The organism is Geminocystis herdmanii PCC 6308 (genome assembly GCF_000332235.1).
Classification (GTDB): Bacteria; Cyanobacteriota; Cyanobacteriia; order Cyanobacteriales; family Cyanobacteriaceae; genus Geminocystis; species Geminocystis herdmanii.
Genome location: NZ_CM001775.1, coordinates 3,464,582 through 3,486,947 on the forward strand (window position 1 = coordinate 3,464,582; position 22,366 = coordinate 3,486,947).

Below are 22,366 nucleotides of genomic sequence, written 5' to 3' on the forward strand. Positions count from 1 at the left end.
AGTCGCTCAAGTTATTTTGTCTGCCCCTAAATCGCTAATAATGGGGACTTTCACCAAGTTTGACTCCCTCAAAGTTGAGGACAGGGGGGCTTAACTCAGCAGTATTGAGATTCGGGCTAGAAGCCCGAAATACTGTTCAAAAATTATAATTTTGGGAAAAGTTTATTACTTAATACACGTTATAGCTAACACCTAAAACCGATCTAATATTTTTATTTTCGGTTAAGAGCTTCTCTATATGGTTGTACTCCTTCATAAGCATAACGATTATAACCATTTAAGTCAATAAATTCGCCAATATATTTGACTCTATCCGTTGCGACAGGATGAGAACGAAACCAATTTTGTATTCCTTGAGATTTACCCTCTATTTGCTGTAACTTAAACATTACATTATATACCCCATCCGCCGAATAACCAGAGGAAGATAAAAGTCTAGTCCCTAAAATATCAGCTTGTTTTTCGTAATCTCGACTTGCTTCAGCCATAAGTAAATTACTAACAGGGAAATTGTTGATGATGGGAAAACTCTGGATCATAGATGCGATCGAACTGTTAGCTATTTTTCTAAAACTATGGGACAAAACAGAATGTGAGATTTCATGCCCTAAAATTCCTGCTAACTCAGCTTCTGAATCAATTAAGCCCAACATTCCTGTGGTAATAAAAATTTTGCCCCCCGGTAATGCAAAAGCACCAGGGTTATCGTCTTGTAGAGCAACAAATTCATACTCGAAATCTTCTCTCCCCGCAAATTTAGCTAATTTTTTGCCAATACTACTAACATAGTTATTTATTCGTTCATTTTCGACAACAGAACCATTTTTTTTATAGGACTCTGCAAAAACTTTTCCCGCATTTTTCTCTCCTTGTAACAATACCATTAGTGATCCATAGTCTGGAGAGTTTCCCAATGCAGTTCCTATCACCGAAAGTGCTGTTATTTCTATTCTGAGTTCTCTAATATATTGATCCTCATATTTTCGAGCATCTCGTTTATATTCAGCCGACTTGGGATTATCTGGATAATTGAGAGCAAATTGGTTAGCGGCAATAGAAGCCTCTATGTATTTTTTGTTTTTGAGTAACATCTCTATTTGTTTATCCAACAAATCTGCCCTTTCGGGAAAACGAGAAGCCAAACTTTCCACAACCCCTAGTGCTTGAACATTTAATTCTTTTGCTTTTTTTTCATGTCCTTTCTTAATTTCTTGTTCTGCCGTCTTTTCGTAAGCATCCACAAGAGCAAAATATCCCGGTATAAAGTCTGGATCTGTAGGAGCTATATTTTTTTCTTTATTTCCTACAACTAAAAAATTTAAGTAAATAAATGTGGAATCTCTTAAATTTCGATCGATCATTCTCTGGGCATTATTCCAGTGTCGTTGTCCAGCACCTGATAAATTCTCTGGATTATCATTAGCGACAAGAGGTTCTGATGGTGGAAATTCAGGTTTTACAGCACTTTGTATTTCTTTGACTTTTGCGAGATTACCCTGTTTATAAAACTGATCAGCCTGAAGCATTCGAGAATAGTAATTACTATTAAAAGATGGAACTCGAACACCTTGGCTAATTTCATAAGATTGTTTATCTGTATTTGAACTGACTAACAACTGTTTAGGTTTACTGTCTAAAGTTATTGCAGAGATAAAACCGTTATGAGAGAATATCAATGTAAGAACCAAAGTGAAACAGAGGATCAGATAAAACTTTTTGGGAATTTTAAAAAATTGTTTTTGTGGCATGGATTTTAGATGAATTAACTAAATGATTAATAAAAATTGTTTGATGTTTTAAGAATTAGATCGTTAGTCACTATTTTAAGTTGAATACAAAATACCATACTGTATTAAAAAACACATGATGGAGGTTGTGGTGTTCTCGCACAAGGATCTGATGGAGATGTCGATCGAGGTGCTTGTGGTTTTTTCGTAACGACTGGTTTTCGAGGAGAAGACTTGGTTGTAGGAGTAGAAGGAGAAGTTGGTTTTTTTGTCGTGACTGAAGAATTGTTTGATGGTTTTTTTGTAACTGTTCTTGTACCAGTACTTGTACCAGTATTTGTACCTGTAACTCTCTGTCTTGCTATTGGTGACGATTGTCTTGCTATTTGATTTTGTTCTACTTTAATTTTTGCATCTAAGTCTTGAATTTGATCTTTCGACTGTACAATATATTCCTGTGTTCTGTTTAAAGCCAATTTAGATTCAAGTTCTTTGGAATTTAATTCATTTTGTACTTGTAACCAGATTTCTTTAGCTTGTTGATATTCAGAAAGATTTTTAGCATTACTACTTTTCTGACTTGCTTCATTCAGATCATTCTCAATCTTGGTCAATTTTTCTAATGCGACTGTTTCTAAATCAATCAATTCCGCTATTTTTTCTTTTTCTAATTCATAAATCTCCATAGTTTTTAACACTTCAGGATGAATTAAGGCATCTGAAGGAATTTCTTTGAGTTTACTCAAAGCATTTTGCAGAGAGCTATTACTTTCTTCCAAATCGGTTAAAGACTGGTAATTATTGAAGATATTAAGAGCTTGATCTCCCTGACTTTTTGCCGATTCATAAGGTTCTAAGAAAGGATCTATACATTCACCTTCAATTTTCTCAAGTCCTTGTTCACAACGATTAGAAAGAACAAAAAACGTGCCTGAGCCTCCCGCTATCAATACGAAAGCAAACACTCCTAGAGTTACCAATAAAGCTCTGTTCGGAGGCTTAAAACCAGAAGAACCTGATTGAGGGAGGCTTGACTCTTTAGGAAGTCCACAAATTTCACAGTCTGACGAGTAGTTCTCATGGGGTTCGTGAGGAAAACCAAATCCGGGGTATTCTTTTCCGTTCTGAGGAACTCCATTACAAATCCAACTTTCTGGAGATGACATAACCTATTTGCTTGAATGATTGTTATTATATCTCAATAGTAAATTATAAATTGAATTTATATTCAATTAAATTAATAAATTGATATAAATGAGCTAAAAAGTATTTAACTTGCATTTTTTAAGATTAAGCAAAAATCTCCCATATTCGATCATACTACTCAAGGTTACAATCTGATTTGTGGATTTATCAATCTTTTGTTACAAATACGGAAGTTCAGATTATTAGAAAAGACAATAGGAAGGCTGTGGTGTCAATGTACAACAATCTCCATCACCACTAATTTTTTTGTCTAAGCATTGAATTTCCCAATCAGATTGATCACGATATTCTTGTATTTTTTTGAAGGCTAATTGACTAGATTTAAAATCTTCTGGGTTTAATTCGTTTTGTAATTGTTGCCATTTCTTTTTAGCTTGTTCATATTCAGAAAGATTTTTAGCATTATCACTTAGTTTTTTTGCCTCATTAATCTTCTTATCAATCTTCGTCAATTTTTCTAATACTATTGTTTCTAAATCAATCAATTTAGCTATTTTTTCTTTTTCTGATGTATAAACTTCCATAGTTTGTAATGCTTGAGGATGAATTAAAGCAGTGGAAGGAATTTCTTGCAATTGTTTAATGGCATTTTCTAAGGAATTATTACTTTCTTCCAAATCCTCTGGAGACTGATAATTATTAAAAAGATTAATAGCTTGATCTCCTTGACTTTTTGCTACTTCATAAGGTTCTAGGAAAGGATCTATGCAGACACCCTCAATTTTCTCAAGTCCTTGTTGACAACTATTCGCAAACAAAAAAAATAGACCCCCTCCTCCTATTATCAGTGCCAAAAGAGCAACTAACAAGGCTGTGATTGGTAGTGGTGGTGGTGGTGGCGGTGGAACTATAACGGAATCTTTAGGGAGTCCACAAATTTCGCAATCTGAGGAGTAGTTCTCGTGGGGATCATGAGGAAAACCTAATCCTGAGTATTCTTTTCCGTTCTGAGGAACTCCGTTACAAGTCCAACTGTCTGGGGATGGCATACCTAACTTACTTCAATGATTTTTTGATACCTTAATAGTAAATGATAAATCTCTAATAGTAAATTATTAATTAGGGGTTGCACAAAAAGTCTTTTGATGAGGAGTTGATTGTAATAGTTTCCTAACCCATGCAACAAATTTTAAGGATATAGTCTATAATGAATTTAATTAAAATTAACTTCTGAGAGTTAACAAATTATGAAAAAGGATAATATTTTCGGTGGTTTAGTTCTCACAGTATCGGCTTTAGCCTTGGGTTCTATTTTTTCTCCTCCTGTGTTAAGTCAACAGAGAAAATTTTTTTGCGGAACTGATAAAGGAGTCCCGGCAACTATGGTCAGTACGGGAAATAATCAAAATGTTGCAATTATCAGATGGGTATCGGGGGCTTTTAACGATGCTGGTTATGATAATAAAACTCGTTGTGAAATGATTTCTAATCGGTTTCAATCTTTTAGCGATAAGGGAAGTTTAAAAGTAATAACCACAGGAAGACATCCCAGCAATGGTTTACCCATTATATGTGCTTTAAAAGATAAAACAGTACCCTGTAACGGAGATTCTCAGTTATTTACTTTGAAAAAAGGTCAAGATGCGAGTAAAACATTGCGTCAATTGTTTGATGTTCGCAGTGGTGCGACAAACCAAGCCTTAAATGAAACTCTTGGCCGTGTTTATATAGATTTTGAAGATTACTTAAAAGAGAAAGATGCTACGTTGGATAATGAAATAAAAACAGAAACACAAGAAAGCAATGTAGAACGACAATCATTGTTTTAAGTAAAGATATATTGTAATCTTAATTAAACTCAGCAAGGTCGTATTTTTGATGTGGTGTTGAATTAGTAAAATGCGATCGCATCTTATTAATTCAAATATTTTTTCATCATCATCATAGTTTATCAATAGGGCTTGGGTAGCTTTGTCGATCGAACTTAGGGTAAATAGATAGTGCGATCGCATTGGCAAACTACTACGTTTCATCTCCGTTAAATCACGAAATATTGGCACTCGATCGATAACAGCTTTAGCAATTACATTGGCATAATCTTCATTATTAATCTCTAAATAAGAATCATTGTGACTCTGTTTGATGTCGGAGTGATAAAGAATAACAGGAATACGAGTATCCTTAAACAAGGCTCTGACTATCAACCTTGGTTGTTGATTCAAGATGTAGCATCTCAAGGTTTAGCAACTCGTATAAAAGGCATAAAAAGTAAAAGAGCTTTTAACTGTTAACTAATAGTTTATTATAGTTGTTTATACCTACTCACGGGATAAAGGTTGACATTTTTTTAAAATATGTTAGCTTTTAATGAAGTCGATAACCAAGACTGTTAAAACTATTTAATTTAAAGATTAAATTAAATAAAAATTAGTTATTATTCAAGATTAATCAATTAATTAGAATAATAAAAGTAGGGTGGGTTACACCCGAATCAACGCTTGTGGACAGTATCAAGCCGACTTGACTGGTAGAAGCAAGAAGTAAACGTCATAGGTAACTATGAGTAAGTTTTATATAACAGTTCAACATTTTATGAGTAACTTTGAGCTATCCTACTTTTATCTGTTGGAATGGTCGCCTGTTATTTATGACATAAGAAAGCAATATCCCCTATTACCTTTAGAGGAAATCATTGCCATTGCTGAATTAGCAGGAATTAATCACCCAATAGACCCCCAAACAAAAGAGCCGATCGTGATGACTACTGATTTTTTGCTCACGGTAGGTCAAAAAATAGACACCATAGAACAAGCTCGAACTCTCAGGCAAAGTAAGGATATTCAATCCCATAGAACCATTGAAAAGTTAGAAATTGAGCGTTTATATTGGCAAGAAAGAAATATTGATTGGGGAATTGTCACAGAACAAGAAATTCCCGAAAATCTTGTTAAAAATCTATCTTGGCTTCATCCTTATCACGATTTGGAAAATCTATATCCTTTATCTGAAGCATTTGGACCTGGTTCTGTTTATCAGATAGATGCCACGATCGGCGACATTTATTTGGTTAGTTCTTTGGATCGAAATAAAATTATTGGTCGTCCTGTAATCTATATTGTAATAGATGTTTTCACTCGCATGATAGTCGGGTTTAGCGTCAGTTTAGAAGGACCTAGTTGGCTCGGCGCGATGTTAGCCCTTGAGAATGTAACTACGAATAAAGTCGAGTTTTGCCGTCAGTATGGAATTGAGATTACTCCTGAAGACTGGCCTTATCATCATTTGCCTGAATCTATTTTAGCCGATCGAGGTGAATTTGAAGGTTACAATGCTGATAATTTAGTGAATGCTCTCAATATTCGTGTTTCTAATACACCGCCTTATCGAGCAGATTGGAAAGGAATTGTCGAAAGAAATTTTGGCTTAACTAATGAAAAGATGATTCATTGGCTACCCGGAGCGGTTAGAAAACAACGAGAAAGAGGGGATAAGGATTATCGACTAGATGCAGTTTTGGACTTACATCAATTTCGACGACTAATGATTCATCAAATCCTTGATCATAATCATAATCACTATTTGAAGGATTACTCAATGGATGAATTTATGATTCAGGATTATCTGCAACCTTATCCCATCGATTTATGGAATTGGGGAATACAAAATCGAGTAGGTCATTTGCGAACTCAATCAGAAGATGTTATTCGTCTGAATTTATTACCATCAGCACAAGCATCTGTAACGGCTCAAGGAATTTATTACAACGGTTGTTGCTATACTTGTGAATTAGCCTTAAGAGAGCAATGGTTTGTCAAAGCCAGAAATGAGAGACGATGGAAAGTCAAAATAGCTTATGATCCTCGTTTCGTGGATCATATTTATTTACGTTTGCGTGATAGCCCAGTCTTAATCACCTGTAATTTAGTTGAAGCCGATCTCAGATTTAAGGGTAAAGATTGGTATGAAGTTGTTGAATATTTTGAATTACAAAAACAATATCAAGAATCTTCTAAAACTAGAAAACAGCAAACTCAAGCTAATTTTCACGCCCAAGTTGAACAAATTGTTTCAGAAGCACACAAACAAACATCTCAAGCGAAAATTCCTCAAAGTAATCGTTCCCGTGTTCAAGGGATTCTTCAAAACCGTTGCACCGAAAAAGAATATGAACGATCTAAAAATTTAGGCGTTGAAGAAAACACTATCCAAGAACTAGCAGAGATAATTCGTAAACGTTCAGGGGGGGGAAATATGGTAGTTTAGAGACATGGAACAAGAGCAACTACTGAAAACGAATTTTACACCATCGAAGAATGGGATTTGACTCCTTCTGGGGTGAAAAATTTTGTAGTGCATCAAAACCAGAGAATTGAACAACTAGAAAAAGAACTGGAAGAATTACAAAAAAGACAAGAAAATCTGGAAGAGAAAGTTAATAGTAATTCAAACAATTCAAACATTTCACCATCAACGGAAATTGTCAAACCAGAAAAGAAACAAAAACCCAAAAAAACAAAAAGAAAAAGAGGTGGACAAAAAGGTCATGTTGGAAATCACAGAGAATTATATCCCGAATCAGAATGCCAAAGGGTGGAAGACCACTTACCACCAACCTGTAAATGTTGTAGAGAGAAACTATCGGGAACAGACGACCATCCTTATCGACTTTGAACACTTCCAAAATAACAATGAAAAAAGTACCTTAGAGAAGGTTAAATTATACAACTTTATTCCCCTATTACACGATCGAGCATTTTAGTCAAGAAGGAATATTTGCAAAAAAATGGCAAATTGTCCGTAAGGCTGGTTTAAGAAAAGAGATTGAGATGTTACCATCAATACAACAAATTCTTGATGAATACATTGATTCTCTCAATTTTACCTGATTAAACCAGCAATGGTTTCCAACTTTATTTAATTTTCTTTTTATCCTGACTAACGGAAAATTAGTATTTTGAAACTGTTTGGAGTTTCCAACTATATTATTCTTTGACAGTTAATCTTGTTAATAGTCTTGCTCATAAATGGTTACAGTCAACCCACGCTGATAAATGTGATACTTCCTGTAATGTATGTTTGCAAGATTATCGTAATTTACCCTACCATCCTGTTTTAGATTGGAAGTTAGCCTTAGATATGGCTCGATTGGTGAGTGATGCAAATGCTATTATCGATTTACAAACACCTTGGGGTAATCAACTTAACCCTTGGAGTCGTTTGAGACAAGGTAATAACCCACCAATTCCAGCTACTCTCCAATTATTGGGATATAGTTCACCTGTGCAATTTGGATCTTTAATCGGCTTTAAACATCAAAGACGTGATCGTAAGGATATTTTGATATTAAGGCATCCTTTATGGAATAATGATCATTCTGAGTGGATTAATGCAAGTTAGATCGCTCTTAGTCAATATTCAGGCTATAACATCATAGCTGGTAATCCTTTTATTCTGCTTAGAAGACCTGCCGAATATGTTTAATAAAACTTTATTAGTATATTGTAATGAATATTCTAATTTATGATACAGAAATTATTAATTGTATCCTTTCAAAATCAGAAAAAATAGATCATAATTTATCCTATTGTCTAGGTTGGGATGATTATTCGGGTATGGGAATTTCTGTTGTTGGTACTTGGCGTAATTATGATTTACTAAAAATGGGGGAAAATCGTTTAACAATTCCTAAACCACTAGGTAAATTTGAAGCATTTGTTAATGAGAATAATTTACTAAATCAACATCTTGGGAATAACTTAAATAGCTTCAATTGTTTACAAAAGATAGTCAATCGAGCTGATAAAATTGTCGGTTTTAATTCAACAGCATTTGATGACAAATTATGTCAGGCTAACGGTATTGATATTAAAACAAATTATGATCTATTGTCAGAAATTCGTATAGCAACAAATCAACCTGCTGAATACGTCTATGGTTTAACTAGAAACGGTTATGCACTTAAAGACTTATCGAGAGCAAATTTAACTATTAATAAAACATCTACGGGTGAATTAGCTCCTGTTTTATGGCAGAAAGGGAAAAAACAAGAAGTAATTGATTATTGTTTAAATGATGTAAAAATATTAAAAGAATTATATTTTTTATTTATTAAAGGAGAACTTTACGATCCAACTAATGGAGGTAAATTACCTTATAAAAAGGGTTCGTTGATCAGAATAGAAGTTGATGGTTTAGGACAAAAAATCATAGCTTTATATTTAGGAGCAGAAAAAGCAAATCCACGTCACTATCACTATTCTAATTATTATTTTTTACCTTTAGAGAAGCTAGAAGTGTGGAAAAAACTAACAAATAATCTTTAGTCTTCAAATAATATTAGATTTTGTTGATGATTATTTTACTAATAGTGTTGCGAAATATATCTTTAAGATGCCAGAAAATGATACACCAACGCTCTTGATTTACAGCTTTGATTCCATGTAACATTTTACAATTAAATTTAATAACCTCTCCATCTGTTAGATGATAACACTGAGGTTGTAATTTTTCTCCTTTTCCTACCATCTCCGCCATTAAAAAAGTTGCCTCACCCAAATTGATGCTAACAGCAGTGGATGAAAAAACTGTATGATCTCGATGTAGGTTAATTTTTACTCCTTGTTGATACAATAATAGTAGTCCAATATCAAAATTGGGTAAAACTCGATCGCCTAGAGCTTCTAAACGCTCATCTCTAAAACCTTCTGTAATGGTTGGTTGTTTTTTTAAATCACAATAACGACGAATCCATAACTCTTTTCTACCCTTAGCATAACGACTAATCGTAGGCTTGAGCAAATATCGATGATTTTGACACCAATTATGTAAATCTTGGAGATTTTGCCCCTGAATTTTACCAATTTTTTCTAACATAATAATTAATTGTAATGATAACTTTAAGTACTGCTAACCTAAGTTTAGTCAAGGAATTTTTAGAAAATTTAAAAAATAAAGAAGCATATCAATTTCCTGATTATTTACAAAATATTTACTCAATAATAATCGATGATTATTGTAAACAGAATCCCAAATTTAAACAAGATTTTAACTATAGAGAATGTGTGAACAAAATTTATCAATCCAATGCACCAAATGTAAACAGTGATGACAAAAATCATATCTTAGAACAATTTTATTGTTTTTTCCCCACACACTACTTTAAGTTTTTACAGTCTTTAGTGATAACAGAACTAGAGAATATAGAAAATAATAGTACAAATATTTTAACATGGCAATCTGTGACATTCATCGATATTGGCTGTGGTGCAGGGGCTGGTAGTTTAGCGTTATTAACATTAATCATCGAATATCAAAAGTTTTTAGTCGAAAAAAATAAACCTATTTCTCCCATTAGGATTTATTTAATTGGTTTAGATCCTAGTGAAAATATGCTTTTATTATATAAAGAAATTTTAGACGATTTAAAAAATAAATTTAATGATTATTTAATTGATATAAAATATGATATTTTAAAGAGAGCTTTCCCTGAAGGAATTGACGAGTTAATCGATAGATTTAAACCACTAAATAGTCACTCTATTTTTCTCGGAATATGTAACGTTATTCGCCCTTTATGGGATTGTTTTAACAGGGGAGAGACTCCTGCACAGGAATTAATAGATCAAGCACTTAATGATCAAAAATTTAGTAATCCTGAGTTTGGTTCAGCAGAAACTAGAGCAATAAAATCGATTTTAGAAAAATGGGAATTAGATCGACTAAGTTTATTAAGTATTGCTACAAAAGATCGTTACAGATGGAATCTAAAATTAGGCTTAATAACTCAAAAATTCAGAAAAGAAATATCAATTTCTAATGGAAAAGAAATAATTGAGACAACGGTTCATTACTATAATCCCATAAGTTCCTTTTTTGAAAAAAATAAAGATTCTTATCCATCTGAATATTACTACGATTATTCTACTTTTACTAATGAATCTTATCAAAATAATCAACAATTACATTCTGTATTAAACTTAGAAAATATTGAATTAGCATGGTCACGCTCTCGCCGTTACATTCTCCATGAAACCTTTGCCGATGAAGCAGAAATCAAATTATTTGACGATGACATTGAAAGAAAATTGGATAGATTACGTCAAAAAATACTAGCTAGACAATGGATGGCTTTGAATGTTGAGCATACTTTATTTTATAATTTACCAAAAAATCCAAATAAATCTCGTCCTAAAACATTACCAAGAATAGAAGAACAAATCCTATCAGCTAGTATTATTCAATCTTGTCCAGTTAATGATTTAGATTTACAAAATAGTTATAGCCATCGTTTAAACGATGATCGAGATGAATTTTTATATTATTACTGGTTAGATCAATGGCTAAAATATATCAGAGAAACCCATAAAAATGCTAAAGATAATAGTGTCTTTCGTTCTGATGTTAAAGGATGTTATCAACATATTAAACAAAAAGAATTACTAAACAATATTAATAAGTATTTGTCCACTGAAAAAAGAATAACAGAAATTTTAGAAAAAATTATATTCAGAGATTTTAAGAATGAAGTTCATGAAGAAGAACATACTTATGGCTGTGGTTTATCGCAAGGACATATTGCTTCAGGTTTTTGGGCTGAAGTTTATTTAGCAAAAATAGATCGAATTTTTAGAGAACCACCACAAGAATTAAGCTATTTACAACAAGTAAACTTAGCCCGTTATGCTGACGATATGGTAATTACATTTGATGATAATGAAAATAGTTTTGATAAAATCGAGTCCGACTTGAAAACTCAGTTCAAGGTAATAGGATTAGAATTATCTGATGAAAAAACTCAAAGATTTCCAGAAGATGGACAAGAATATATTAGCGAGACAACTTTAGATAAAAAATTGGATCAATTAAGCAACAAATTCAGAAGATTATTATTATCTATTTATAATATTAATGATGATTTTATTAAAGAATATAAAAATAATCGTGAACAATTTATCTCGGATTACTATAAGCTCATAAAACTGATTGGTATTAATATTTCAAGAGCATGGTTGCAAAGAAATATATCTCAATCTTATAACGAAAGAAAAACAGATTTAGACTTCTGGCAATCATTCGCTCAAATGATGTTTAAAATATCACAAAAAATTATCAAATTTACATTAGACAATATACCTAAACGCCTAAATATTTGGGCAATAAATCACGAATTAAAGTTTACTGAATTTCCGATACAGTCAGATGGCGAACATTGGTTAGAAGAATTTAAACAGAAAAATAAAAACTGGTATTCAGAACTAATTGATTTCAAAAAAGAATTAATTAATTTGTGGAAAGAAAATTTATCTGAACTAGATAAAGATGATTTATCCTTAAAAGAAGAAAAACAAGCTCAACGTCGTTTAAAATTTACTGCAGGACGTTTATGTACTTTAGGATTAGATGATATAGCTGATGATTTAGTGAAAATTATTATTGAAAAACCTTGGTTAGTACCTGTACATTTCTTATGTCGGAGTTTAGCTAATTTAGATCGTGCTTTGGAACTTTTAGAGCAAATTATTGAGAGTAGTCTAAATTCTTACGTTAAATCTCATGCTATTCGTGCTTTAGCTGATATTAAATCACCTCTACCAGAAAAAGGTATTGACTTAATATGTGAGTATATTCAATCAAAAGATACATCTATCTGTGAAAAATTGAAAGCATCGGAAGTGATTTTATTTATTAAACAATTAACTGATATTAAAAATAAATTAAGTCGAGAAAAATTACAACGATTAATTGAGGAAGAAAAAGATTTATATTTAATCAAAAATTATATTTTAATCTTGGGTCAAGTTTATGGAGAAGAAACTATTACCGATTATTTAAAACAACTGCAAAAGCAATATTTTATTAATTATGTAAACTGCTTAGAAGATAAATGTGAAGATTCTCAATGTCATAATTTAATTCTAATTGACGCTATACAGTTTGTTTTGTGTAATCTAATAAATAATTCAAATAAAAATAATTTATTTAGTCAAGATGAACCCGAAATATTATCAAAATATTATGCTAAGAAATATCCTGTTACAGAAATGGAAACTATGACTGGCTCAAATTCTCCATAAAGAACTTTTTGGGGATTCAGATACGATCGCAACTGCATATCTTCATTTATAACTAATTATCCAAACTCGATATTACAACAGGACGATGGAAAAATTATCAGAATATCTTTCTTTACTGCATAACAGATTCCTTCAGAATCGCTTCTAATTCCTGGAATAAGACAGTCACTTTATTAATTTACTAACTTTTTTATTACTCATAATCTTATTATTCTTTTTTCTCTAATTGAATTTGATCTAAATTTACCCACTTTATTTTCGGATGATGGAAATTTATAACGGTGGAACAAGACTCTTAGTCACTCTAATTTACCAATTAAGTTAGATACTGAAGAAATTATCGGCAAAAATTTAACTATTTTTCGTAAATTAGATAACGGTTTTACTGTTAAGAAAAATGAATGTAGTAGTATTTCTGAAGCCCTGTTGTTTTATCTTGAAAATGAAGCTGAAGTAGCCTTTTGTGAATGGGGACAATTAATTTGGTTACAGGCAAAAAATCACTATTATCAACGGGAATTATTAGCTTCTTTAAGTGATAAATTAGTTTATGGTGAGGAGTTTAAAAAGAATATCAAGACTTTACAAAATCGCCCTGACAGAGTACAATTAGTCAATCAAAGATGTGATCAATTATGTCGTTTTTTAGAGTCTCTCGATAATAATAAATATAACCCCCCTCATTGGATTTTAAACCTCTAGTAAAAAGTCCTTATCCCGACTCTAATCATGAATGTGACGCATGGAATGATCAAGATGCACATAGATTATTTGGACACTGGTTAGGTAATGGACAGTATCAGATCGATCGTATCGCCAAAGGATTGCATTAAATTTTCTGTTACGTTGAGATTTATTCCAACGATCTAATTTTGATCATTAGTGCAATACTAAATTAGTTTATCTTCCCATAACGCTAATTAAGTTATAAATAAAATCTAAATTAGCACCTACTCTAAAGGCTTATTATGCAAAGGATTTAAAAATTATACAACTTTATTTCCTTGAATTTTATTTGTGTAATTTAGCAGTTTCCTATTAAATTCAATAATATACAACTTTATTTTTGAAAGTAACGAAAAGTAATAACGAAAATAGGTGTTTACGAGCGTTAAAATTATACAACTTTATTTATCTATTACATATGTAAATAATTCATACTCAATCACCTCTTCTCACCTATGAACAAACTTAACTCACTTTACGAGATAAAGATAAATTGACGATCGAAAGGACTAAAATAAAGGTAAAAAGTACTAAACCCATAGTAGAAGCATAGTTAAAATCTAAATCTTTAAAGGCTTTTTCGTAAAGATAATAAACTACAGTTTTTGTCGCATTACGAGGGCCTCCTTGAGTTAACAAATATATTTCTTCAAATACTTTAGTGGCACTTAAAGCCGAAATAACCGCCACTAAAAAAATATAAGGTTTCATTAAAGGAATTGTAATATCCCAGTGTTTCTTCCAACCATCTGAACCTTCGATCGAAGCCGCCTCATACAATTCAGGAGATATACCTTGTAATCCTGCTAAATAGATAACCATGTAATACCCTAACCCTTTCCAAATGGTGACAACCATCACACTCCAGATGGCAAAATCTGGACTCGTTAGCCAAGGAATACCATCCTTAAAACCTAGACTAAACCAAAATTGGTTTAAAATGCCATTTGACCAATAAATCGCCTTCCATGCTAAACCAGCCACTACCATAGAAACCACTACAGGAGTATAGTAAGCGGTACGAAACCAGTTAATTCCTCGCAATTTTTGATTGACAACAATAGCTAATATCAAGGAGAGAAAAACTAAAGGGGGTACAACTCCTAGGAGATAAATTAAAGTATTTATCAGGGTTTGACGGAATAATTTATCTTCAGCCAGACGTTTAAAATTTTCTAACCCTACCCATTCAGGAGGCTGGGTTAAATCGTAGCCAAACTTGGTAAAACTCAAAGAAAAGGCTTGTAGGGCAGGATAAAAAACAATGATGGAGAGAATAATTAAAGCTGGAATTAAGAATAGATACGGAGTCAGTTTTCTAGTAATTTTCATCAAAGTTTATAAATATAATTTACTTGTAATTAAAATTTTAGAATTTTGTCATCAAGTGCTAAATAAGTTATTATAAATTTCACTATGATTATTTTTCTCGATGATTCTTCATTTTTAATTCTCAATTATCCATTCTCAATTAATTATGAGATTACTGCCATCAAAAACTCGAACTAAAGTACCTTCTGATGGGAAATCTTCAGGGCGCACGGTGATACGATTACCTTTTATTATGTTGATATTAAAATTTGCTTCTTTGGCTAAGTCAACAAATCTTTGTACTCCTTGTAATTCACAAACATTTGCTTCCGTGGCGTTGGTTAAATATTGAGTGGGAATTACCATTCTAGGGTTTAAAATTTCGATCGCTTTCATGGCTTCTTCTGCGTTATAAGCCTTTGCACCTCCTCCTACGGGAATAAAAATGATGTCAGGTGTACCCATTAAGATTTTTTGTTCGATGGAAATAGGGGAGGCAATACCGCCTAAGTGTAATAATTTTACCCCTCCTTGAGTCCATTTCCACACTATATTATCACCGAATCTTCTACCGCCTTCTCGATCGTGCAGGGTTTTAATCCCTTGAAATTCAATATTATTTACATTATACACCCCCGGTTCAACCATTAATTGAGGATTATTGGGTAAACCCGAAGCCGAACCTTCATCAAGTAATCTACTGCTAATCATAACTAAATCGACTATGGGTTTAGGTGCTTGATATTTAGCAGTACAACCCAAGGGAGTAAAAGGATTAGCTAAAATTCTAATTTGGGGATTGGAAAACAGAAAGGCACTATGACCTAACCATTCTATACTGACTTGCTTAGGAGATGCCATCGCTTTTTTTCCTTGAGAGTATTTAGTGGTTAAAAGAGTAGTTAATACTCCTGTACCAGTTAAGCGAATCCAGTCACGACGATTAATCATAATGTAAATGGTAGAAGATAGTTGAATTTTATAATATCAAAAACACTTTAACAAAGTAGGAGCGATCAAGATTAACTTTTTTTGTCCATACTTATATATATTGATGGATATTTTCTGGTAATTGTTGCATCAATTTACAAATACTTGTAATTAAAAGTAATTTAAAAGTGTGAGTGATAAAGAGAGAAGTTAGGTGACAGGAGAAATACCTAAAAATTAAAATTTTGAGACTTTTTCAAGGTAACAAAGTTATTTTTATTCATTTTGCTGATTTTGTTGACAGAGAATTAAATTGAGAATATTTAACTGGGATGAGGAGAAAATTTGTTGATCGGTAAATAACTTATATCTTAATAAGTTAAAGGTATAACTATTAAATAATAGAAAAGGAAATTCATGATAATATGAACCAATGGGTAGAACATTTTGTAAGGGAAATATATATCTTAAATAAGTTTCTAAAATCGATCGAAAACTTTTGTCTTCATCTATTTTTCTTTCGGTTTCTTTCTCTAAATATTCTTTAATAATTTGAGGATGTATTAAGATAAAGAAAGGAAAGGCATAATATTGATCAAATTGTTGGCTAGTTTGTTGAATATATTTAGTCATTATATCATCATTATTCATCTTTTCTAAGAGTTCGATCGCACTGTGACTAGCAGTAATTAAATTATGATTAAATTGATCACTATTACTAATAGATTTAAGTTTTGACAACAAATCTTTATAGATTTCTTTAATAACTTTCAATTCATAAGTTTCTTTAATTTTACGATTTTTTAAAGGAATAATTAACATATTTCCACTAATAAAACTAGGTTCGAGTCTGCCGATATTTAATAAATTATAAAGATTATTTTTCACAGATTTAATAAATTTATCGCTAAAAGATTCTCGAATATTAAGATAAGAAATAAGGTTATTTTTATTATCATTATTATCTATCCATTTTAAAAGGAAATCTGTTTTATCTAAAATTCTCGTTAATTCTTCAGCTATTTCCTTTAAATATTGTGCCTTATAGTTAGTAGAATATTCTTTGTTTAATAAAGTAATTAAATTTTTCATTTTGGCACTAAAAGTCTCCCCAACCGAAGATACAGATTTACCACCAATAGGGATAATTAAATAATTATTGTTACCAATTTTACCGTAACCATTAATTCTTGTTATAATCGAGGCTTTCAGTAAAATCAGCATATTGATAACGTTTAAAACCTTTTCTTGTAAGGATAATTGAGCAGATTCTTCATCATAAAAAATAGCTTCTTCCCACATATAAAAATATAAAAATTTATCCTGATTATCATTAGTATTGGTAACTTCATTTTCGATAAATTCCCCTCTACCACGATAGATAACTTGGATAATTTCCATTAAATTTTGTTCAATATTAAAACGAGGTATATCAACTAAGATATGTCTGGATTTAGGAAAAGATAAACCTCGACTTCCTGAAGCCGTCATAAAAATAATTTTTGCTTGATTTTGGAATTGTTTTATTTCCTGTTTATCAGCTTCGGAGTTATTACTATGAATTTGTAAATAGTCTTTATTTTCCCTAAAGTCTGGATAGATTTTTTCTAATTCAGTAATTAAATTTCTTAGGCGATTTTTGTCTTGAATATAAACAATAATTTGTTCATTATCTGGATTACTTAAAATAGATTTTATTTCATCAATAATTGTTGTTTGCAACTGCCTAACTACACTTTTAGTTTTTTCCTCATAAAGATTTTCATTATATTTTTTTACTTCCATCAAAATTTGATAATTAATGGTTAAACTTTGGGCGGGATAAGAGTTAGTATTAATAATTTGGGCTGGTTTTCTTTTAAAGTCAAAATTTGTGACGGATAGAGGTAAAATTGTTGAGTTTACACCACGATAATATATTTTATCAGGTTCGGTTTTATTATCTTTGAGATGTTGATTAATTACTTGTTCATCGACGATCGAGGCATCGGCTATAATAATTTTAGGATTAAAACCATAACTATTATTAGTGAGATTATATTTATCAAAAAATCGATTAATTCCCGATAAAAATTCGACACCACTACTATCTCCAGTTATTTCATCAATCATGACAAAAAAGTGTTTAAATCTTTTGGCAACGGCAGTCATTTTTGAGTCAATAATTTTATTCTCTCTAGCATTATAAACAGATTCCAAAATTCGATCGAGATGTTTGAGAGTATCGTCATTTTCATTTAATTTTTTCAGAGATTGAATCGAAAGAGAGACGACTAAATGACGGGTATTTTTAGTTTGGATGATAGCGGAAATTCCTTGACAAAGACTATTTAAGACTCCAACACCTTTATTTTCTGCATTTTGGAATGTATCTTGATATTGTTGCCGAATTTGTGAATTAATTTTACCTTGACGGGGAGTCGGATTATTACCATCAATAAAGTTAACATTTTTGAGAGAAAATTCTCCTTGCCAGTCATCATTATCAGCAGAAGTAAAGTATTGAATGGTTGGTTTACCGCCATTATTTTTAATCAAATTGGCATTACTATTGATGGCGACTAACTCTTGTTTTTTTATGTCATTAAACTTATTAATAATATCGAGATTAACTTGAGTGCGGGGGCTAATATATAAAAAGAGAAAACCATCGTTAAAATATTTCTTTAAAAATGTGACGATGGCAGTGGTTTTACCAATACCGGGATTGCCTGTGAGAAATAAGTAAGTGAGTTTCTCTTGATTCAAGGCTTGGGTGATAAGATGACTATGGGCATTTCTTAGAGTCAGATGGGGAGGAAGTTGTAGAGTCGTTGCTAATTCGGGAGAAATTGGTTCGATCGAGTTAACAAATTCTGTTATCTTTTCTGTATGAGAAATCGATTTGATGTAAGGTTTTGCAGAGGGGAAGAGATTAAATAGATTGTTAATAAAACTTTTACCATCGGGAAAACTTTTTCTAGCATTATATTTAATCACCTCGACAATATTGCTTTTCGCCTCCGAGATGTCTTTTTTGTGATGCTGATAATAAATTTTTTGACAAGTTTTGAGTAAGTTAATGTTATCGGGGGTAACGGTAATAGCATTTACACTTCTGTCGCTATAACCCATAATATTGATTTGTTTAATGTCAGTATCGGGATTAATAATTTTCTGTCGAGATAAAAATTGATAGAAACTATAACCATAACTACCCGCTTGAATGAGTTTTATCGTTTCCTTATCCTGTCTCTTAAAGCCTTGATAATATTTAGTTAAGTCGTTAGTAAAATTAACTCCTAAATTATCCCCATTTTCCCCTGTATCTATATTTAATCCTGAAAAAACACTTTTCGATCGTAAATAATTAACTTCCGTCAGCAGGATTTGCTTCCAGTTTTCGATGTCTTGTAAATCCTTAACATCCTGAAAAGACTTAACCGAAAAAATAGATAAATCGACAATTAAAAGATAATATTTTTGTCGCCGTTTAATCAGGATGAGAGTATCCGCGCGTAAAAACTCCCCTTCCTTGAGGTATCTATCAATATCTATCTCCATTTCACCTAACTGAGAGAGAATCAAAGAGAAATTTTCTTTTTCGCTTTTATGCTTGACAATACTAAAGCTACTTTCTTCCACAAAATTACACTGACAATAAACAATTTCTAAACGATGATAGTTTTGATTATCCACAATAGTATCGGCATATTCTCGAAACAAATTAAATCCCGACAAAAAACCCTTTTGCAATAACATCAATATCCAATCTTTAATAATCTGTTTATCCTTAGTATCAATAACTTTAGAATCATCAAGGATTTTTGTTTCAATTTTACTCAGATTGATTTTTTCTAAATCATCTTGATAAATAGTCGAAAAGTTATGCTTAATCTTTTCTTGATTAATAAAGGAAAGGATACCGATATTAAATCCAATTTCAAATAATCTGCCGAAGTTTGCTGAAGTTTTATCCATGTCACTAAAACCATAATACTAATATTTGCTCTAATTATTAAATCTCTTTAAAAATTAGTTTTCATTTAAAATATCCTTTAATAATTCTGATGTTAAGGATACAACTTCTACATTATTAGAATTTAATAAATACTCATTAATTTCTGTTGCATCTTGTTTATAATTTTTACTTAATCCATTGCCTATATTTACAGAAAAATCTGTTAGTGCTTGTATTTTTATTTGTTTAATTTTTGATAAAACTCCTTTCTTGGAACTATCTTTTTTATCTTCTATACACTTTTCGATTTTTAATCTAATTAAAGTTTTCATAATTTCCTCCTTTTTATTATAATCTGAGTATATTTATAACAAGTCTAAAAATTCATAAACTGTTAAATCACAATCTCTTAAAATTTGGGCAAATAAACCCTTCCCAATGGTTTCATTTCCATGAACTGGAATAACTGTTTTTCTGCCGTCAGGATGTGCTAAAAAGTGATGACTTCCTTTAATTCTAATCACTGAAAAATTAGCTTTTGTTAAAGCCTTAATCATCTTCTTTCCATTTAAAGCCGGGATATTACTCATTTTAGTTATTAATAGCTACTCTTTGAACTCCGATAAATTCTAAGGGTTTAAATTCTTCTTTTTCTACTTCTAAACAAAGTTCAATAGCTTCTGTTATTCTCTCTAGTAATTCATCCATTGTTTTTGCTTGTGTATGACATCCTTTCAAAGAAGGCACTGAAGCAACTAAATAGCCATCTTCGTCTTTTTCAATAACTACATTAAAATATTGACTCATAATTTCCTCCTTTTTAATTCTAATCTGAGTCTAATTCTTTGCCCATGGGATACTTTATATCATAGTTAATAATAAAGTCTAATTCCTCCTCACTAAAGCCCTAATATTTAATTTAAAATGTTTTAAAAAATGACCATTTTTAAGCAGCAATAAAGATAGATTTTGCTTTAGTTAAAGGTTCGGGAATTGGTATATTATCTTCCTTTAATACATCTATGTATAACTCGATCGCTTCCTTAATATTTACCTCTGTTTCTTCTAAGGTTTTACCTGTGGAAATACAACCGGGTAAATCAGGCACATAAGCCGAATAGTTATTACCAGCCCATTCAAAAATTACATAATACTCTTTCATTTTTAATCCTCCAATTGTGCTTGTTTCCAAATACTTTTAAGTGTGCCAATGGCTACATCATCTCCAAAATTACCGGGTATCACAACAATACCAGATTTATTAGGGTGTTTCAAAACTCGATGACTACCTCTCATTCTATCTTCATACCAACCATCAGCTTTTAGTCGTTTGATTACTTCACGAACTTTCATAAATAATAATAAATTTCCTCCTTTTTTATTTTAATCTGAGTCTAATTCTCTGCCCATGGGATACTTTATATCATAGTTAATTATAAAGTCTAATTCCTCCTCACTAAAGCCATAATATTAGGCTAATATTTTATCTAATTAGGGTTTGCCTCATAGTCTTTATCGATTAGGGAGATAGGAGTTAGGAGACAGGAGATAGGAGAAATACTGAAACATCAAGGTTTTGATGCTGTTAATAGATAGAATAAGTATAGTTGTATTTTAAAAAATCAGGTTAAGAGTGTTGAATTTTTGAATAAAAATCCTTAAAACTGCACACTTTTTGGTGAATGTATTATGTCTAAACCTTTGATTTTTATAGCTTTCTGATTTATTCAGCAAACCCTAATTATTAAATCTCGTTAAAAATTCGTTAATTGTGATAATTTCTATATTTCTAAAAGGGTTTAATACTAATAAATCTTGATCTCCTGTAATAATAAAGTCAGTTTTACCACTAACTGCTAATTCTAAAAATTTATTATCTTTAGCATCTCGGCAAATAGTAATAGTTTCCGTGATTTCTATTAATTCAGAAATTTCTAGTAATTTGACAATAAATGTTTGTTTTTGTTCTTCTGTAAAATATTTTTTAAATTTACGACGGTTTAAAACTTGTTCTAATTCTAAAAATGTCATCTCTGAATATAAAATTATTCCTAGTTTTTCGATGGTTTCTATTACTTGAATAGCGGAAGAATTTTTAATTAATAAAGCACTAACTAATATGTTTGTATCTAACACAAATCTCTTACTCTTCTTCATTTAAAATCTCCTCTAATATTTCAGGAGTTAAACCTCTTTTTTCTGCTTGATCTGCAATTTCTTTCATGACTTGACTAAGACTTTTTTCTGCCAATTCAGGTTTTAAAAATAGTTTAATTAAATTCTTTAATTTTTCTTGTTTATTAATATCCGCTTCTTGATAAAGTTGAGCTACTTCTTGATCTACTTTAATTGTAATTGTCGCCATTGTTTTTACTCCTTTTTTTATTATAATATTATAGCATGATTACCTTTAATCAACGGTTAATTTTATCTTGAAAAAGTTAAGAACTTTCACAATTCTTTTAATCTGAGTCTAATTCTTTGCCCATGGGATACTTTATATCATAGTTAAT

23 protein-coding genes are annotated in these 22,366 nt (G+C 31.3%); 8 read left to right on the forward strand and 15 right to left on the reverse strand.

Annotated elements, in window-relative coordinates:
- Positions 1–212: 212 nt before the first annotated feature.
- The 3 genes from SYN6308_RS17380 to SYN6308_RS17390 form a co-directional block, all read right to left on the reverse strand.
- Positions 213–1,526, reverse strand: coding sequence for a M48 family metalloprotease (locus SYN6308_RS17380; protein WP_158412764.1), 1,314 nt, complete (start codon positions 1,524–1,526; stop codon positions 213–215).
- A gap of 326 nt (positions 1,527–1,852) precedes the next feature.
- Entirely contained in the window at positions 1,853–2,893 is a 1,041-nt protein-coding gene (locus SYN6308_RS17385) for a hypothetical protein (RefSeq protein WP_017295725.1), read from the reverse strand.
- A 222-nt stretch (positions 2,894–3,115) separates the two neighbouring features.
- Complete coding sequence (locus tag SYN6308_RS17390) at positions 3,116–3,922, reverse strand: hypothetical protein (protein ID WP_017295726.1); 807 nt, start codon at positions 3,920–3,922, stop codon at positions 3,116–3,118.
- 198 nt (positions 3,923–4,120) lie between these two features.
- On the opposite strand from SYN6308_RS17390, the gene SYN6308_RS22900 reads away from it, so the two are divergent.
- Positions 4,121–4,702: a COP23 domain-containing protein gene (locus tag SYN6308_RS22900; protein WP_017295727.1), complete on the forward strand. Its 582-nt coding sequence runs from the start codon at positions 4,121–4,123 to the stop codon at positions 4,700–4,702.
- Here the strand turns inward: SYN6308_RS22900 and SYN6308_RS17400 are convergent.
- A complete protein-coding gene (locus tag SYN6308_RS17400; RefSeq protein WP_202803868.1) occupies positions 4,691–5,095 on the reverse strand; it encodes a DNA sulfur modification protein DndB in 405 nt (134 codons plus the stop codon). The two genes, SYN6308_RS22900 and SYN6308_RS17400, sit on opposite strands and share 12 nt — an antisense overlap.
- 337 nt (positions 5,096–5,432) lie before the next feature.
- Between SYN6308_RS17400 and SYN6308_RS22905 the strand changes: the two genes are divergently transcribed.
- The 4 genes from SYN6308_RS22905 to SYN6308_RS17420 all read left to right on the forward strand — a co-directional run bounded on the left by SYN6308_RS22905 (position 5,433) and on the right by SYN6308_RS17420 (position 9,196).
- Positions 5,433–7,136 carry a TnsA endonuclease N-terminal domain-containing protein gene (locus tag SYN6308_RS22905; protein WP_083879543.1) on the forward strand — a complete coding sequence of 568 codons (1,704 nt, stop codon included), beginning with the start codon at positions 5,433–5,435 and terminating at the stop codon, positions 7,134–7,136.
- A 57-nt stretch (positions 7,137–7,193) separates the two neighbouring features.
- On the forward strand, positions 7,194–7,544 hold the full coding sequence (locus SYN6308_RS17410) for a DUF6444 domain-containing protein (protein WP_144051462.1): 351 nt from the start codon (positions 7,194–7,196) through the stop codon (positions 7,542–7,544).
- Between the two features lie 318 nt (positions 7,545–7,862).
- Entirely contained in the window at positions 7,863–8,270 is a 408-nt protein-coding gene (locus SYN6308_RS17415; RefSeq protein WP_144051463.1) for a hypothetical protein, read from the forward strand.
- 107 nt (positions 8,271–8,377) lie between these two features.
- A complete protein-coding gene (locus SYN6308_RS17420) occupies positions 8,378–9,196 on the forward strand; it encodes a hypothetical protein (RefSeq protein WP_017295732.1) in 819 nt (272 codons plus the stop codon).
- A 13-nt stretch (positions 9,197–9,209) separates the two neighbouring features.
- Here SYN6308_RS17420 and SYN6308_RS17425 read toward each other — a convergent pair whose 3' ends face one another.
- A complete protein-coding gene (locus tag SYN6308_RS17425; RefSeq protein WP_017295733.1) occupies positions 9,210–9,746 on the reverse strand; it encodes a hypothetical protein in 537 nt (178 codons plus the stop codon).
- A 14-nt stretch (positions 9,747–9,760) separates the two neighbouring features.
- On the opposite strand from SYN6308_RS17425, the gene SYN6308_RS17430 reads away from it, so the two are divergent.
- From SYN6308_RS17430 to SYN6308_RS24995, 3 genes are all read left to right on the forward strand, one after another.
- Positions 9,761–12,946 carry a reverse transcriptase domain-containing protein gene (locus SYN6308_RS17430; RefSeq protein ID WP_017295734.1) on the forward strand — a complete coding sequence of 1,062 codons (3,186 nt, stop codon included), beginning with the start codon at positions 9,761–9,763 and terminating at the stop codon, positions 12,944–12,946.
- 426 nt (positions 12,947–13,372) lie between these two features.
- A complete protein-coding gene (locus SYN6308_RS17435) occupies positions 13,373–13,648 on the forward strand; it encodes a hypothetical protein (protein WP_017295735.1) in 276 nt (91 codons plus the stop codon).
- Complete coding sequence (locus SYN6308_RS24995; protein ID WP_017295736.1) at positions 13,630–13,779, forward strand: hypothetical protein; 150 nt, start codon at positions 13,630–13,632, stop codon at positions 13,777–13,779. Before SYN6308_RS17435 ends, SYN6308_RS24995 begins: the two co-directional genes overlap by 19 nt.
- Before the next feature lie 358 nt (positions 13,780–14,137).
- On the opposite strand, the gene SYN6308_RS17445 is transcribed toward SYN6308_RS24995, so the two are convergent.
- The 10 genes from SYN6308_RS17445 to SYN6308_RS17490 all read right to left on the reverse strand — a co-directional run bounded on the left by SYN6308_RS17445 (position 14,138) and on the right by SYN6308_RS17490 (position 22,218).
- The gene (locus SYN6308_RS17445) at positions 14,138–15,004 is read right to left on the reverse strand and encodes a carbohydrate ABC transporter permease (protein WP_017295737.1); all 867 of its coding nucleotides are present in this window, start codon (positions 15,002–15,004) and stop codon (positions 14,138–14,140) included.
- A gap of 135 nt (positions 15,005–15,139) precedes the next feature.
- Positions 15,140–15,934, reverse strand: coding sequence for an MBL fold metallo-hydrolase (locus SYN6308_RS17450; RefSeq protein ID WP_017295738.1), 795 nt, complete (start codon positions 15,932–15,934; stop codon positions 15,140–15,142).
- 255 nt (positions 15,935–16,189) lie between these two features.
- Positions 16,190–19,873: a helicase-related protein gene (locus tag SYN6308_RS17455; protein ID WP_017295739.1), complete on the reverse strand. Its 3,684-nt coding sequence runs from the start codon at positions 19,871–19,873 to the stop codon at positions 16,190–16,192.
- Positions 19,874–19,927: 54 nt separating this feature from the next.
- Entirely contained in the window at positions 19,928–20,185 is a 258-nt protein-coding gene (locus tag SYN6308_RS17460; protein WP_017295740.1) for a hypothetical protein, read from the reverse strand.
- A 33-nt stretch (positions 20,186–20,218) separates the two neighbouring features.
- A complete protein-coding gene (locus tag SYN6308_RS17465; protein ID WP_017295741.1) occupies positions 20,219–20,443 on the reverse strand; it encodes a type II toxin-antitoxin system HicA family toxin in 225 nt (74 codons plus the stop codon).
- A gap of 1 nt (position 20,444) precedes the next feature.
- The gene (locus SYN6308_RS17470; protein WP_017295742.1) at positions 20,445–20,660 is read right to left on the reverse strand and encodes a type II toxin-antitoxin system HicB family antitoxin; all 216 of its coding nucleotides are present in this window, start codon (positions 20,658–20,660) and stop codon (positions 20,445–20,447) included.
- A 139-nt stretch (positions 20,661–20,799) separates the two neighbouring features.
- The gene (locus SYN6308_RS17475) at positions 20,800–21,015 is read right to left on the reverse strand and encodes a type II toxin-antitoxin system HicB family antitoxin (protein WP_017295743.1); all 216 of its coding nucleotides are present in this window, start codon (positions 21,013–21,015) and stop codon (positions 20,800–20,802) included.
- 2 nt (positions 21,016–21,017) lie between these two features.
- Complete coding sequence (locus SYN6308_RS17480; protein ID WP_017295744.1) at positions 21,018–21,206, reverse strand: type II toxin-antitoxin system HicA family toxin; 189 nt, start codon at positions 21,204–21,206, stop codon at positions 21,018–21,020.
- 384 nt (positions 21,207–21,590) lie between these two features.
- Positions 21,591–21,989, reverse strand: a complete 399-nt coding sequence (locus SYN6308_RS17485; protein ID WP_017295745.1) for a putative toxin-antitoxin system toxin component, PIN family — start codon at positions 21,987–21,989, stop codon at positions 21,591–21,593.
- 7 nt (positions 21,990–21,996) lie between these two features.
- Positions 21,997–22,218 carry a hypothetical protein gene (locus SYN6308_RS17490; RefSeq protein ID WP_017295746.1) on the reverse strand — a complete coding sequence of 74 codons (222 nt, stop codon included), beginning with the start codon at positions 22,216–22,218 and terminating at the stop codon, positions 21,997–21,999.
- Positions 22,219–22,366: the final 148 nt, after the last annotated feature.

Coding starts and splice junctions, on each gene's coding strand:
- SYN6308_RS17420 (WP_017295732.1), top strand. CDS start 8,378: ATGAATATTCTAATTTATGATACAGAAATTATTAATTGTATCCTTTCA.
- SYN6308_RS17480 (WP_017295744.1), bottom strand. CDS start 21,206: ATGAAAGTTCGTGAAGTAATCAAACGACTAAAAGCTGATGGTTGGTAT.
- SYN6308_RS17455 (WP_017295739.1), bottom strand. CDS start 19,873: ATGGATAAAACTTCAGCAAACTTCGGCAGATTATTTGAAATTGGATTT.
- SYN6308_RS17385 (WP_017295725.1), bottom strand. CDS start 2,893: ATGTCATCTCCAGAAAGTTGGATTTGTAATGGAGTTCCTCAGAACGGA.
- SYN6308_RS17490 (WP_017295746.1), bottom strand. CDS start 22,218: ATGGCGACAATTACAATTAAAGTAGATCAAGAAGTAGCTCAACTTTAT.
- SYN6308_RS17445 (WP_017295737.1), bottom strand. CDS start 15,004: ATGAAAATTACTAGAAAACTGACTCCGTATCTATTCTTAATTCCAGCT.
- SYN6308_RS17380 (WP_158412764.1), bottom strand. CDS start 1,526: ATGCTTCAGGCTGATCAGTTTTATAAACAGGGTAATCTCGCAAAAGTC.
- SYN6308_RS17450 (WP_017295738.1), bottom strand. CDS start 15,934: ATGATTAATCGTCGTGACTGGATTCGCTTAACTGGTACAGGAGTATTA.
- SYN6308_RS17390 (WP_017295726.1), bottom strand. CDS start 3,922: ATGCCATCCCCAGACAGTTGGACTTGTAACGGAGTTCCTCAGAACGGA.
- SYN6308_RS17470 (WP_017295742.1), bottom strand. CDS start 20,660: ATGAGTCAATATTTTAATGTAGTTATTGAAAAAGACGAAGATGGCTAT.
- SYN6308_RS22900 (WP_017295727.1), top strand. CDS start 4,121: ATGAAAAAGGATAATATTTTCGGTGGTTTAGTTCTCACAGTATCGGCT.
- SYN6308_RS17475 (WP_017295743.1), bottom strand. CDS start 21,015: ATGAAAGAGTATTATGTAATTTTTGAATGGGCTGGTAATAACTATTCG.
- SYN6308_RS17465 (WP_017295741.1), bottom strand. CDS start 20,443: ATGAGTAATATCCCGGCTTTAAATGGAAAGAAGATGATTAAGGCTTTA.
- SYN6308_RS22905 (WP_083879543.1), top strand. CDS start 5,433: ATGAGTAAGTTTTATATAACAGTTCAACATTTTATGAGTAACTTTGAG.
- SYN6308_RS17425 (WP_017295733.1), bottom strand. CDS start 9,746: ATGTTAGAAAAAATTGGTAAAATTCAGGGGCAAAATCTCCAAGATTTA.
- SYN6308_RS17430 (WP_017295734.1), top strand. CDS start 9,761: ATGATAACTTTAAGTACTGCTAACCTAAGTTTAGTCAAGGAATTTTTA.
- SYN6308_RS17460 (WP_017295740.1), bottom strand. CDS start 20,185: ATGAAAACTTTAATTAGATTAAAAATCGAAAAGTGTATAGAAGATAAA.